Below are 12,240 nucleotides of genomic sequence, written 5' to 3' on the forward strand. Positions count from 1 at the left end.
GTGCAGACCTCTGAAGCGCAGCCGGCACCGCTGGAGCTGGGCCCGTGGATCCGGCATGCAGAGCGCAGGCTCGCCGAGGCCGGTGTGGACTCGCCGCGCGCGGACGCCGAACTGCTCGCCGGGCACGTCCTGGGCGTCTCCCGCGGCCGGGTCGCCTCCCTGGCCGTGATGGGCCACTCCCTGCCTCCCGACGACGTCACCCGCCTGGACGAGCTGCTCGCCTTCCGCGCGGCGCGGGTACCGCTGCAGCACCTCACCGGACAGGTCATCTTCCGGCAGTCCCTGCTGCACGTGGGGCCCGGAGTGTTCCTGCCGCGCCCGGAGACCGAGGACGTGGCCGGACTGGCCGTGGACGCCCTGCTCGAGTCGAGTCGCAGGGCACCGCAGCACAGCGTCGTGGCCGTGGACCTGTGCACCGGGTCGGGAGCGATCGCCGCGGCCCTGGCCGATGAGGTCCCGGCTGCCGTGGTGCACGCCGTGGAACTGGACGCCGAGGCCGCCCGGTGGGCCGCGGCGAACCTGGAACGCCGCGGTGTCGCCCTGCACCTGGAGGACGCGCGGACCGCACTTCCCGGCCTGACTGGCCAGGTGGACGTCGTGGTGTCCAACCCTCCCTACGTCCCGGACGGACGGATCCCCACTCAGGCCGAGGCCGCCCAGGACCCGGCGCTGGCGCTCTACGGCGGGGGAGCGGACGGCATGCAAATGCCCACGGCGATCATCACCACCGCTGCACGGCTGCTGCGACCGGGCGGGTTCTTCGTGATGGAGCACGACGATACCCAGGAGGACACGGTGGCGCTTGCCCTGGAGCACACCGGGATGTTCACCCGGATCACCGGGCATGCAGACCTGGCCGGGCGGCCGCGCAGCACCTCGGCCCGGCGGATCGCCTCGCCGGGACCGGAGCAGCACCCTGTGGATGGGAGAATGTCAGCGTGAGTGAGCGAATCGACTGCACCGACCCCGAACGGCTGGCCGAGGGGATCGAGACTGCCCGTGAGGCCCTGTCCCGGCGAGAGTGCGTGGTGCTGCCCACGGACACCGTCTACGGTATCGGCGCCGACGCCTTCTCCCCGCAGGCCGTGGCCGTGCTGCTGGCCGCCAAGGGCCGGGGGCGCACCATGCCTCCGCCCGTGCTGATGGGCAGTGCCGATGTGCTGGATGGACTGGCCATGGATGTGCCTGAGGCGGCGCGGGAGTTGGCCCGGGAGTTCTGGCCCGGCGCGCTGACGCTGATCGTGCACTCTCAGCCGACCCTGACCTGGGACCTGGGGGAGACCCGGGGCACTGTGGCCCTGCGCGTGCCGGCTGATGAGATCACCCGGGGACTGCTGCAGGCCACCGGCCCGCTGGCCGTCTCCAGCGCCAACCGGACCGGCATGCCGGCGGCCACCACCGTGGACGAGGCCCAGCAGATGCTCGGCGAGTCCGTGGCCGTCTACCTGGACGGCGGCGAGCGCTCCAGCCAGCAGCCCTCGACCATCGTGGACTGCACGGTGGAGCCCTTCCGCGTGGTGCGCGAAGGTGCGATCCCCGAGGAGACGCTGCGGGGCGTGGTGCCGGAGGCCTTCGAGGCGGACACGGTGGATGCCCCGGACGCCGAGTCCGCCGAGGCCGCTGATGCAGCTGAGGACGCCGAGTCCGCACCGCAGTCAGGAGAGCGCTCCACTCCGTGAAGGTCTACCTGATCCTGCTCGCCCTCACCGCCCTGGTCACCTTCGCGCTGACCCCGGCGGTACGCGCGCTGGGCATCCGGGGCGAGGTCTTCACGCCGCGGCGCAAGCGCGATGTCCATCGCGAGCCCATCCCCAAGCTGGGCGGAGTGGCCATGGTGGTGGCCGTCGTCGTGGCCCTGGGCCTGGGTGGGCTGATCCCGTTCCTGGAGGGGATCTACACCGACCCGATGCCGCTGCGCGGTGTGCTGCTGGCGCTGCTGACCATCACCGTGGTGGGGGTGGCGGACGATCTCTGGGACCTGCACTGGAGCCTGAAGCTGACCGGCCAGATCGCCGCCGGGCTGATGATCGCCCTGCACGGCATCCGGGTGGAGGCCATGCCGGTGGGATGGATCCCCGTGGGCGCCGAGCCGGTGCAGATCGGGCTGACGGTGTTCGTGGTGGTGCTGACCATGAACGCCATCAACTTCGTGGACGGGTTGGACGGGCTGGCGGCGGGCATGGCTGCGATCGGCGGCTCGGCGTTCTTCATCTACACCTATGTCCTGACCCGGACGATCAACGAGTTCGACTACTCCAATCTGGCCACCCTGCTGATGGCGATGCTGGTGGGCGTGTGCATCGGCTTCCTGCCGCACAACTTCCACCCGGCCCGGATCTTCATGGGGGAGACCGGTGCCCTGCTGATCGGGATGCTGATGGCCACCGCTGCCGTGGCGGTCACCGCCGACGTGGGGGCCATGGAGGGCTTCCGCTTCCGCAACGTCCCGGCCTACATGCCCATCCTGCTGCCGATCGCCGTGCTGCTGCTGCCGCTGCTGGACCTGAGCATGGCCGTGCTGCGACGCACCGCCCGCGGGTCCAGTCCGTTCTCGGCGGACCGCGGACACCTGCATCACAAGCTCGTGGACGGCGGTTACACCCATCGTCAGGCCGTGCTGCTGCTCTACCTGTGGTCTTTCCTGGTGGCCTACGGTGTGGTGTCCCTGAACTTCTTCGACGATGTCTTCGTCCTGCCGGTCCTGGGCGTGCTGCTGCTCGGGGCCGGCTGGCTGACCCTGCACCCCTGGGTGCGCCGGGGGTCGGCCGTGGAACGTGAGGAGAGCGCATGAGCCGCTGGACCAACCGCAACGGCTGGTGGGGGATCCTGAACCGCTGCCTGGTCGTGAGCGTCCCCGCTGTCCTGATCGGCGTGGTGGCCACCTGGTCGATGCGTGGCGCCGGGGGAGGCCAGGCCGCCGCCTCACTGGGACTGGGCGGAGCCGTCGTCGTGCTCCTCTCGGCGCTCACCCTGGCCGTGACCGCCTGGGAGTGGGACAGATCACGCGACCAGGCCGTAGTGGTCTCGCTGGGGGCCTTCGTGGCCAAGGTGGTGCTGTTCGGTCTGCTGCTGACCGTGGTGCCGCGGCCGGAGTGGATCCAGGCCGTGCCGGCCGGAATCGGCGCGTTGGTGGGCATCCTGGCCTGGCAGGCCGCGGAGGTGCTGGCCTTCATGCACACCCGGCAGCAGATCTACGACGACGCCCCCTCCCGGTGAGCAGACCGTGATCCGACCGTGATGTCTCGAGCCGGAGCTGAGCGCACGTTCTGACCGGCCGTGATCGCACGGATTCTGCGCTGGATCTCGCCGCGACATGGTCAGGACCACTGCCCGCTGTTTGATAGGATCATCAAGGATTCATAACGACGGCCAGGACGGGCTGCCGCGACCTTCACTGAAGCAGCAACGGCGCCGCTGTGCATGTTCCGTTGACGAACACTTCCAGAGAGGACCAGCGTGCTCCCGATCGTGCTCGCCAGCACCACTGACCAGGGCGGATTCACGCCCCCGACCATCAGTGATGCTCACCTGCCCGACATCCTGCCCTGGGCGGCCGAATACGGCACCGGCTTCGGCAAGCAGATGCTCATGGTCATCCTCTCGGTGATCCTGATCTCGGCGTTCTTCATGATCGCGATGCGTCGGCCCAAGCTGGTCCCCACCAAGATGCAGTGGCTGGCCGAGTCCGGCTACTCCTTCGTCCGCAACGGCATGGGCCGCGACATCATCGGTGAAAAGGACTTCCGCCCCTGGGTCCCCCTGCTGTTCGGCCTGTTCTTCTTCGTGCTGCTGAACAACATCTTCGGCGCCATCCCCTTCCTGCAGCTGCCCTCCTTCTCGCATGCCGGCTCGGCCTATGCGCTGGCGCTGATCGTCTACATCATCTGGATCGGCGTGGGCATCCGCCACCACGGGCTGAAGTACTTCAAGCTCGCCGTGGTCCCTTCCGGTGTCCCCGGATGGATCCTGCCGCTCCTGGTGCCGCTGGAGATCATCTCCACCTTCATCGTGCGCCCGCTGACCCACTCCCTGCGTCTGATGGCCACCATGCTCTCCGGCCACATGATCGTGATGCTGGCCGGTGCCGGCGCCGCCTACCTGATCACCGAGACCGGCAACCTGGCCCTGCAGGGCACCGGCATCCTGGTGATCCTCGGCTCGGTGGCCATGTACTTCCTGGAGCTGCTGATCATGTACCTCCAGGCCTTCGTCTTCACCCTGCTGACCGCCATCTACATCCAGGGCGCGATCTCGGCGAACGACCACTGACCCACAGACTCCTCGGCGCCGGCGACGGCGGCGAGACCGCGGTGACCGGACCCCGTCCACCGCACCACCAGACTTCCTGATCCGGCCTCCATCGGGTCGTGGGAGGGACTACCTCACAACCTGCCGGATCCCACCGGCATCTTGAAAGGAACACCATGGAAATCACCGGCAACCTGAACCTGATCGGCTACGGCCTGGCCTCCATCGGCTCCGCCATCGGCGTGGGCCTGATCTTCGCCGCCTACATCAACGGTGTGGCCCGTCAGCCCGAGGCTCAGCGCATCCTGCAGCCCATCGCCCTGCTGGGCTTCGCCCTCGCCGAGGCCCTGGCCATCCTGGGCCTGGTGTTCGCGTTCGTCCTCTGATCATGCCCCGCCCGGGCAGTGCCCGGACAGGAATGACTGGAACACATCACCGAAGGATGGTTGATCAATGATCGGGACTGACGTGATCCTCGCTGCAGGCGAGGGCGCAAACCCGCTGGTTCCCAACTGGTGGGAGGTGCTCGTCACCGCAGTCGGCTTCGCCGTGCTGATGTTCATCGTGGTGAAGTTCATCGCCCCTGCCTTGGAGAAGTCCTACCAGGATCGCGTCGACGCGATCGAGGGCGGACTGGAGAAGGCCGAGAAGGCCCAGGCCGAGGCGAACGCCATGATGGCCGACTACCAGCAGCAGCTGCAGGACGCCCGCGTGGAGGCCAACCGCATCCGCGAGGAGGCCCGCACCGAGGGCGCTCAGATCCTGGCCGAGTTCAAGGAGAAGGCGGCAGCCGAGTCCGCTCGCATGACCGAGCAGGCCCAGGCGCAGATCGCCGCGGAGCGCCAGCAGGCCGTGTCCTCGCTGCGGTCCGAGGTGGGCACCCTGGCCACCTCCCTGGCCGGCAAGATCGTCGGGGAGTCCTTGGACGACGACGCCCGCTCCCAGCGCGTGGTGGACCGCTTCCTCGCCGACCTGGAGCGCAGCGAGTCCGCTCGCACGACCAGTGCAGGTGCTGCTGAGTAATGGCAGGAGCATCGAGCGATTCACTGGCCGCCGCACGGCAGGCTCTGGAGCCCACGCTGGCCTCCGGCGGACTGCAGCTGGCACGCGACCTCTTCTCCACGCTGGACGTGCTGGACGAGAACGGACCGCTGCGCCGGGCCCTGACCGATCCCTCGTGGACGGTGGAGCGCCGGTCCGGTGTACTCCGCTCGCTGTTCAGCGGTCGGCTCTCCGAGCAGGCGCTGCAGGTCTTGACCGACCTGGCAGGTCGCCGTTGGTCCGGCGAGCGTGACTTCGGTGACGCCGTGGAACAGCTGGCCGGCACCGCTGTGGCCGCCTCCGCCGAGCGCGACGGCCTCTCAGGGCTGGACCGCCTCTCCCAGGAGCTGCTCTCCTTCCACCACGTCGTGGAGGAGTCCCACGAGGTCCAGCGGGCCATCACCGACCAGCAGGCTCCCGCGCAGTCGCGGGGGAACCTGGCTGAGCGGCTCACCGGCAACGGGTCCGAGGAGGTCCGCCTCCTGGTCCGTCAGGCGGTGGAGAACCCCCGCGGGCACAAGCCCGCCGAGCTGGTGCGTCGTTTCGCCGCGGCCGTCGCCGGGCGCCAGCGCCAGTGGATCGCCGACGTCACCGTCGCGCGACCGCTGAGCGATGAGCAGCAGCGGCGACTGGCCGAGGGCCTGCGCCGGACCTTCGGCCGTGACCTCAAGCTGGACGTGACCGTGGATCCTGCCCTGGTGGGCGGGGTGCGCGTGAAGGTGGGAGACGACGTCGTCGACTCCACGGTGGCCACCCGGCTGCATGACCTCCAGCGGAAGATGGCCGGCTGAGCCGGCACTGACGAATCCAGACGAAATCATCCGGTCGTCGACCTGCACTTCGCGTCGATGATCACCTATCAAGAGAGCAGGGACTGCAGATGGCCGACTTGACCATCAACGCTGACGACGTCCGCAATGCCTTGAACGAGTTCGCGGCATCCTACGAGCCGGCCGGAGCCGAGCGGGTAGAGGTCGGTCGCGTCGTGTCCGCAGCAGACGGCATCGCCCGGGTGGAGGGTCTTCCCTCCGTCATGGCCAACGAGCTGCTGCGCTTCGAGGACGGAACCCTGGGCCTGGCCCAGAACCTGGACACCCGTGAGATCGGTGTCGTCGTTCTCGGCGAGTTCAAGAACATTGAAGAGGGCCAGGAGGTGCACCGCACCGGGGAGATCCTCTCCGTGCCGGTCGGTGATGGCTTCATGGGCCGCGTGGTGGACCCCCTGGGTCAGCCGCTGGACGACATGGGCCCGATCGAGGCCGAGGGACGTCGCGCCCTGGAGCTCCAGGCTCCAACCGTGACCCAGCGCAAGTCGGTGGAGGAGCCCCTCCAGACCGGCATGAAGGCCATCGACGCGATGATCCCGATCGGCCGTGGCCAGCGCCAGCTGATCATCGGTGACCGCCAGACCGGCAAGACCGCGATCGCCGTGGACACCATCCTGAACCAGAAGGCCAACTGGGAGAGCGGCGACGTCACCAAGCAGGTCCGCTGCGTCTACGTGGCTGTGGGTCAGAAGGCCTCCACCATCGCCGGCGTCCGCGCCACCCTGGAGGAGCACGGCGCCCTGGAGTACACCACCATCGTGGCCTCCCCGGCATCGGACCCCGCCGGCTTCAAGTACCTGGCACCGTACGCCGGCTCGGCCATCGGCCAGCACTGGATGTACGGCGGCAAGCACGTCCTGATCATCTTCGACGACCTCTCCAAGCAGGCTGAGGCCTACCGTGCGGTGTCTCTGCTTCTGCGTCGTCCGCCGGGACGCGAGGCCTACCCGGGCGATGTGTTCTACCTGCACTCCCGGCTGCTGGAGCGTTGTGCCAAGCTGTCCGACGACATGGGCGGCGGCTCGATGACCGGTCTGCCGATCATCGAGACCAAGGCCAACGACGTCTCGGCCTACATCCCCACCAACGTCATCTCCATCACCGACGGACAGATCTTCCTGCAGTCGGACCTGTTCAACGCCAACCAGCGCCCCGCCGTGGACGTGGGCATCTCGGTGTCCCGCGTGGGCGGCGCGGCTCAGGTCAAGGCCATGAAGAAGGTCTCCGGCACGCTGAAGCTGGATCTGGCGCAGTACCGCGACATGCAGGCCTTCGCCATGTTCGCCTCGGACCTGGATCCGGCCACCCGCCGTCAGCTCCAGCGCGGTGAGCGTCTGATGGAGCTGCTCAAGCAGCCCCAGTACTCCCCGTACCCGGTCGAGGACCAGGTCGTCTCCATCTGGGCCGGCTCCAAGGGCCACCTGGATGAGGTCCCGGTGGAGGATGTGCTGCGCTTCGAGCGGGAGTTCATCGACCACCTGCGTCGCAAGAACGTGGTGCTGGGCCCGATCGCTGAGACCGGCAAGCTGGAGGACTCCACGCTGGAGGCCATGGAGACCGAGATCGAAGAGTTCAAGAAGGGCTTCTTCGGCGAGGGCGACAACCAGCTGGTGGCCGCAGGCCATGAGGAGCACGACCCTCTGGCCGACGAGAAGGTCACCCAGGAAAAGATCGTCAAGCAGAAGCGCTGACCCGTCGGAGTGGGCCGGATCGACGCGACGTCGAGCCGGCCCACCCGGTCGAAGGAAAGGACCACCATGGGAGCCCAGATCCGGGTCTACCGCCAGAAGATCGCATCGACCTCGTCGATGAAGAAGATCTTCAAGGCGATGGAGCTGATCGCCACGTCCCGCATCGGCAAGGCACGTGACCGTGTCGCCGCCTCGATGCCGTACGCTAACGCGATCACCCGCGCCGTGTCCGCCGTGTCATCGCAGCAGGACATCGACCACGTGCTGACCGCCGAGTCAGACAACCCGCGCCGTTCCGCTGTGCTGATCATGGCATCGGACCGTGGCATGGCCGGCGCCTACTCGGCCAACGTGCTGCGTCACGCCGAAGAGCTGCTGGAGAAGCTGCGCAGCGAGGGCAAGGAGGTCGACACCTACCTGGTCGGCCGCAAAGCACAGGGCTACTTCGACTTCCGGCACCGGGAGTACAAGAAGGTCTGGACCGGGAACACCGATGCGCCGCAGTTCGAGACGGCCAAGGTGATCGGCGAGGCACTGGTCTCCGCGTTCCTGCAGAACACCGACGAGGGCGGCGTGGACGAGATCCACGTGGTCTACACGGAGTTCCACTCCCTAGTGAAGCAGAGTCCCACCGTCGTCCGACTGCTGCCGCTGGAGGTGGTGGAGGAGGAGATCACCGAGGACACCGAGCTCCTTCCGCTGTACGAGTACGAGCCGGCTCCGGAAGACGTCCTGGACGCGCTGCTGCCGAAGTACATCGAGTCCCGGATCTTCTCGGCGATGCTGCAGGCCGCGGCCTCTGAGCTGGCCAACCGCCAGCGCGCCATGAAGTCCGCCGGCGACAACGCCTCCGACCTGATCAAGGAGTACACGCTGCTGATGAACAACGCCCGCCAGGCGGAGATCACCCAGGAGCTGACCGAGCTGATCGCGGGCGCGGACGCCCTGAACGCGTCCTGACCCGCCACCCCACGACATCCGCCATCCACAGAACGAAGTGAGAGAGATGACTGCCACCTTCAACGAGCAGGCCTCCGGCACCGCCACCGGCGGAGCCACCGGTCGTATCGCCCGTGTCATCGGCCCCGTGATCGACGCCGAATTCCCGGCCGATGCCATGCCCGCCGTCTACAACGCCCTCACCGCTGAGCTGACCCTCAACGGCGAGACCCGCACCATCACCTTCGAGACCGCACAGCACCTGGGTGACAACCTGGTGCGCGCCATCTCGCTGCAGTCCACCGACGGCCTGGTCCGCGGCGCGCAGGTGACCGACACCGGTGCCCCGATCTCCGTGCCCGTGGGCGATGTGGTCAAGGGCCACATCTTCAACGTGCTGGGCGAGTCGCTGGACGTGCCCACCTCCGAGCTGGACGTGCAGGAGCGTTGGCCGATCCACCGCGTCGCCCCGAGCTTCGCCTCCCTCGAGGGCTCCACCGAGATGCTCGAGACCGGCATCAAGGTCATCGACCTGCTGACCCCGTACATCAAGGGCGGCAAGATCGGCCTGTTCGGCGGCGCCGGCGTGGGCAAGACCGTGCTCATCCAGGAGATGATCACCCGCGTGGCCCGCAACTTCGGCGGCACGTCGGTGTTCGCCGGTGTGGGTGAGCGCACCCGTGAGGGCAACGACCTCTGGGTCGAGATGGACGAGGCCGACGTGCTCAAGGACACCGCCCTGGTGTTCGGCCAGATGGATGAGCCGCCGGGAACCCGTCTGCGCGTGGCCCTGTCGGCTCTGACCATGGCGGAGTACTTCCGCGATGTGCAGAACCAGGACGTGCTGCTGTTCATCGACAACATCTTCCGGTTCTCGCAGGCCGGCTCCGAGGTCTCGACCCTGCTGGGTCGCATGCCCTCCGCTGTGGGCTACCAGCCGAACCTGGCCGACGAGATGGGTGTGCTCCAGGAGCGCATCACCTCGACCCGTGGTCACTCCATCACCTCCATGCAGGCCGTGTACGTGCCTGCGGATGACTACACCGACCCGGCACCGGCCAACGTGTTCGCGCACCTGGACGCCACCACCAACCTGACCCGCGATCTGGCCTCCCGTGGCCTGTACCCGGCTGTGGATCCGCTGGCCTCGACCTCGCGCATCCTGGACCCGCAGTACGTGGGCCAGGAGCACTACGACACCGCCATTCGCGTGAAGCAGATCCTGCAGAAGAACAAGGAACTGCAGGACATCATCGCGATCCTCGGTGTGGACGAGCTCTCCGAAGAGGACAAGATCGTGGTCTCGCGTGCACGTCGCATCGAGCAGTTCCTGTCCCAGAACACCTACACCGCCAAGCAGTTCACCGGCGTGGAGGGCTCCACTGTCCCGATCAAGGACACCGTGGAGGGCTTCAACGCCATCGCCAACGGTGACCTGGACCACGTGTCCGAGCAGGCGTTCTACAACGTCGGCGGTCTGGACGATGTCGAGCGCAACTGGGCCCAGATCCAGAAGGACAACTGATCCATGGCCGAGCTCGAAGTCGAGATCGTTGCAGAGGACCGCTTCGTGTGGTCCGGGCCGGCACAGTCTGTCAGCGCCCGGACCATCGACGGTGAGATCGGCATCCTGCCGGGGCACACGCCCCTGCTGGCTGTCCTGGGCGACGGCGACGTCGTGGTCACCACCGCTGACGGTCAGACCGTGACGGCACGCGCCGAAGGCGGCTTCTTCTCGGTCAACCATGACCGCGTGGAGATCGTCGCCGGCTCCGCCACCCTGGACGGCGAGGCGCGCGGAGACAGCGCGGCCTGAGATGTCACCGATCTGGTGGACCCTGATCGGCGCGCTGGCGGGCGTCGTCCTCATGGTCGCACTGATGATGTGGTGGCGCCGGCGGACTCTCCTTCGGACCCCCGGGACCTTTCGCGCGCAGGTGCGGGAGGTCGGGGGATCGAGCAGGGGAGCCTCGGTGATCGGCCGGTACAACGAGGTGAGCCTGGACCTGATGAAGGTCCGGTCCATCGATCCCCGTCCCTGCTGGAGCACGGCCCGCCACCAGGCCGAGATCCGGCGCGAGGGGCCCGGGTCCCGTGAGGGATATGTCCTGGCCCGTCTCTCCGGGGGCAGGAGTCCCGTCCTGTTGGAGCTCAGTCACGAGGAGTGCTCTGGAGTGAGCGCCTGGATCGAATCCGGTCCGGTGACCGGGTTCGGAACGTGGCGGGAGCCACTGGGACGGCGGCCGCGCCGCAATGGCTGGTGATCTCGGCCCGCCGCTGATGCTCCCGCCGTGGCGCCAGAGAAGTGAAGACAGTCAATCGGCTCGTTCCGATCCCGGTCAGTGGATGGCCCGGGATCGGAACGAGCCGATCTGCTGTGTCCCGAGGCGGTGGTCAGAACAGCCGGGAGTCGGCGTCATCGACGCCCCTCAGCGCGTCATAGTCCAGGGTGACGCAACGGATCCCGCGGTCCTCGGCCAGGGTGCGTGCCTGAGGCTTGATCTGCTGAGCCGCGAAGACTCCCCGCACCGGGGCGAGCAGCGGATCCCGATTCATCAGCTCGAGGTAGCGCGTCAGCTGCTCCACGCCGTCGATGTCACCTCGTCGTTTGAGCTCCACCGCCACCGTGGCGCCGTCCGCGTCCCGTGCCAGGATGTCCACGGGGCCGATCGCGGTCATGTGCTCTCGCCGCACCAGGGTGTATCCCTCGCCCAGCGTGGTGATCTGATCGGCCAGCAGGCGCTGCAGATCCGCCTCCACACCGTCCTTGACCAGCCCGGGATCCAGGCCCAGGTCCTGACTCATCTCCTGATGGATCTCGAAGACGTGGATGACCAGTCGATCATCGGACTTCGTGGCCTGCACCGACCACACCTGGACCACACCCTCCTCGGCCAGCTCAGCGGACGGTTCCGCGATGCGCAGCGTGGCCGGGGGGCTCATCCAGTTCAACGGCTTGTACGAGCCGCCGTCGGAATGGATCAGGACCGCGCCGTCGGCCTTGACCATCAGGAGACGGACGGCAGGGGGAAGGTGCGCGCGGAGACGGCCTTCATAGGTGACGGAGCAACGAGCAATGACAAGACGCACACCCGGCAGTGTACCGGTGGCCCTGTGACACCATGGACTCATGCCCCGCTCCAACAGGCCCCGTCGCACCGCCCGTGTCAGCGGTGCACGCAAGGGTGGCGCCGGCGACCAGAGGTCTCAGCGCCGTCCAGGGGAGCCGGACGCGGTGGAGGCGCTGCTGGGACTGGACACGGGCTATCAGCAGCAGGATCACCATGACGGCGGTTGGCATGTGCGCCAGATCCCGTCGTGGCGTGCCGTCAAGGACTACACCTGTCCGGGGTGTGGCCGGAGCATCCGCGCTGGGGCGGCACATCTGGTGGCCTGGCGCAGCGACTGGATCTTCGGCGATGATCGTGCCGGTGAGGACCGCAGACACTGGCACCCCATCTGCTGGCGGACCCGGCGCCACGACGGTCGCTGAC

General features: G+C 67.9%; 15 protein-coding genes. 14 read left to right on the plus strand and 1 reads right to left on the minus strand.

Annotation, left to right across the window (positions count from 1 at the left end; translation table 11 throughout):
- The 13 genes from ACEXHE_RS00890 to ACEXHE_RS00950 all read left to right on the plus strand — a co-directional run bounded on the left by ACEXHE_RS00890 (position 1) and on the right by ACEXHE_RS00950 (position 11,010).
- Complete coding sequence (locus tag ACEXHE_RS00890) at positions 1-942, plus strand: N5-glutamine methyltransferase family protein (RefSeq protein WP_374784394.1); 942 nt, start codon at positions 1-3, stop codon at positions 940-942.
- A complete protein-coding gene (locus ACEXHE_RS00895; RefSeq protein WP_356965926.1) occupies positions 939-1,679 on the plus strand; it encodes an L-threonylcarbamoyladenylate synthase in 741 nt (246 codons plus the stop codon). Before ACEXHE_RS00890 ends, ACEXHE_RS00895 begins: the two co-directional genes overlap by 4 nt.
- On the plus strand, positions 1,676-2,791 hold the full coding sequence (locus ACEXHE_RS00900; protein ID WP_374784395.1) for an MraY family glycosyltransferase: 1,116 nt from the start codon (positions 1,676-1,678) through the stop codon (positions 2,789-2,791). The genes ACEXHE_RS00895 and ACEXHE_RS00900 overlap by 4 nt, the downstream gene beginning before the upstream one ends.
- Entirely contained in the window at positions 2,788-3,216 is a 429-nt protein-coding gene (locus ACEXHE_RS00905; RefSeq protein ID WP_374784396.1) for a hypothetical protein, read from the plus strand. The genes ACEXHE_RS00900 and ACEXHE_RS00905 overlap by 4 nt, the downstream gene beginning before the upstream one ends.
- Positions 3,217-3,456: 240 nt before the next feature.
- The gene (gene atpB, locus ACEXHE_RS00910) at positions 3,457-4,269 is read left to right on the plus strand and encodes a F0F1 ATP synthase subunit A (RefSeq protein ID WP_091694681.1); all 813 of its coding nucleotides are present in this window, start codon (positions 3,457-3,459) and stop codon (positions 4,267-4,269) included.
- Positions 4,270-4,424: 155 nt separating this feature from the next.
- Entirely contained in the window at positions 4,425-4,634 is a 210-nt protein-coding gene (locus ACEXHE_RS00915; protein ID WP_091694676.1) for an ATP synthase F0 subunit C, read from the plus strand.
- 67 nt (positions 4,635-4,701) lie between these two features.
- On the plus strand, positions 4,702-5,271 hold the full coding sequence (locus ACEXHE_RS00920; protein WP_091694672.1) for a F0F1 ATP synthase subunit B: 570 nt from the start codon (positions 4,702-4,704) through the stop codon (positions 5,269-5,271).
- On the plus strand, positions 5,271-6,080 hold the full coding sequence (locus ACEXHE_RS00925) for a F0F1 ATP synthase subunit delta (RefSeq protein WP_091694669.1): 810 nt from the start codon (positions 5,271-5,273) through the stop codon (positions 6,078-6,080). Before ACEXHE_RS00920 ends, ACEXHE_RS00925 begins: the two co-directional genes overlap by 1 nt.
- 89 nt (positions 6,081-6,169) lie before the next feature.
- Entirely contained in the window at positions 6,170-7,807 is a 1,638-nt protein-coding gene (atpA, locus tag ACEXHE_RS00930) for a F0F1 ATP synthase subunit alpha (protein WP_277244584.1), read from the plus strand.
- A 66-nt stretch (positions 7,808-7,873) separates the two neighbouring features.
- Positions 7,874-8,767 carry a F0F1 ATP synthase subunit gamma gene (locus ACEXHE_RS00935; protein ID WP_374784397.1) on the plus strand — a complete coding sequence of 298 codons (894 nt, stop codon included), beginning with the start codon at positions 7,874-7,876 and terminating at the stop codon, positions 8,765-8,767.
- Between the two features lie 46 nt (positions 8,768-8,813).
- A complete protein-coding gene (gene atpD / locus ACEXHE_RS00940; RefSeq protein ID WP_091694657.1) occupies positions 8,814-10,271 on the plus strand; it encodes a F0F1 ATP synthase subunit beta in 1,458 nt (485 codons plus the stop codon).
- A gap of 3 nt (positions 10,272-10,274) precedes the next feature.
- On the plus strand, positions 10,275-10,562 hold the full coding sequence (locus ACEXHE_RS00945; protein ID WP_091694654.1) for a F0F1 ATP synthase subunit epsilon: 288 nt from the start codon (positions 10,275-10,277) through the stop codon (positions 10,560-10,562).
- Between the two features lies 1 nt (position 10,563).
- Positions 10,564-11,010: a DUF2550 family protein gene (locus ACEXHE_RS00950; protein ID WP_177227816.1), complete on the plus strand. Its 447-nt coding sequence runs from the start codon at positions 10,564-10,566 to the stop codon at positions 11,008-11,010.
- Positions 11,011-11,140: 130 nt separating this feature from the next.
- On the opposite strand, the gene nucS is transcribed toward ACEXHE_RS00950, so the two are convergent.
- Entirely contained in the window at positions 11,141-11,836 is a 696-nt protein-coding gene (gene nucS, locus ACEXHE_RS00955) for an endonuclease NucS (protein ID WP_091694646.1), read from the minus strand.
- 40 nt (positions 11,837-11,876) lie between these two features.
- Between nucS and ACEXHE_RS00960 the strand changes: the two genes are divergently transcribed.
- The gene (locus tag ACEXHE_RS00960) at positions 11,877-12,239 is read left to right on the plus strand and encodes a hypothetical protein (RefSeq protein WP_091694643.1); all 363 of its coding nucleotides are present in this window, start codon (positions 11,877-11,879) and stop codon (positions 12,237-12,239) included.
- The last annotated feature ends 1 nt before the right edge of the window (position 12,240 follow it).

It is taken from the genome of Micrococcus sp. IITD107 (assembly GCF_041927415.1).
Taxonomy (GTDB): domain Bacteria; phylum Actinomycetota; class Actinomycetes; order Actinomycetales; family Micrococcaceae; genus Citricoccus; species Citricoccus terreus.

What these genes read in the sequence shown, in the direction of transcription:
- ACEXHE_RS00905 (WP_374784396.1), top strand. Translation starts at nt 2,788, where the DNA reads ATGAGCCGCTGGACCAACCGCAACGGCTGGTGGGGGATCCTGAACCGC.
- ACEXHE_RS00915 (WP_091694676.1), top strand. Translation starts at nt 4,425, where the DNA reads ATGGAAATCACCGGCAACCTGAACCTGATCGGCTACGGCCTGGCCTCC.
- ACEXHE_RS00920 (WP_091694672.1), top strand. Translation starts at nt 4,702, where the DNA reads ATGATCGGGACTGACGTGATCCTCGCTGCAGGCGAGGGCGCAAACCCG.
- ACEXHE_RS00925 (WP_091694669.1), top strand. Translation starts at nt 5,271, where the DNA reads ATGGCAGGAGCATCGAGCGATTCACTGGCCGCCGCACGGCAGGCTCTG.
- atpA (WP_277244584.1), top strand. Translation starts at nt 6,170, where the DNA reads ATGGCCGACTTGACCATCAACGCTGACGACGTCCGCAATGCCTTGAAC.
- ACEXHE_RS00935 (WP_374784397.1), top strand. Translation starts at nt 7,874, where the DNA reads ATGGGAGCCCAGATCCGGGTCTACCGCCAGAAGATCGCATCGACCTCG.
- atpD (WP_091694657.1), top strand. Translation starts at nt 8,814, where the DNA reads ATGACTGCCACCTTCAACGAGCAGGCCTCCGGCACCGCCACCGGCGGA.
- ACEXHE_RS00945 (WP_091694654.1), top strand. Translation starts at nt 10,275, where the DNA reads ATGGCCGAGCTCGAAGTCGAGATCGTTGCAGAGGACCGCTTCGTGTGG.
- ACEXHE_RS00950 (WP_177227816.1), top strand. Translation starts at nt 10,564, where the DNA reads ATGTCACCGATCTGGTGGACCCTGATCGGCGCGCTGGCGGGCGTCGTC.
- ACEXHE_RS00960 (WP_091694643.1), top strand. Translation starts at nt 11,877, where the DNA reads ATGCCCCGCTCCAACAGGCCCCGTCGCACCGCCCGTGTCAGCGGTGCA.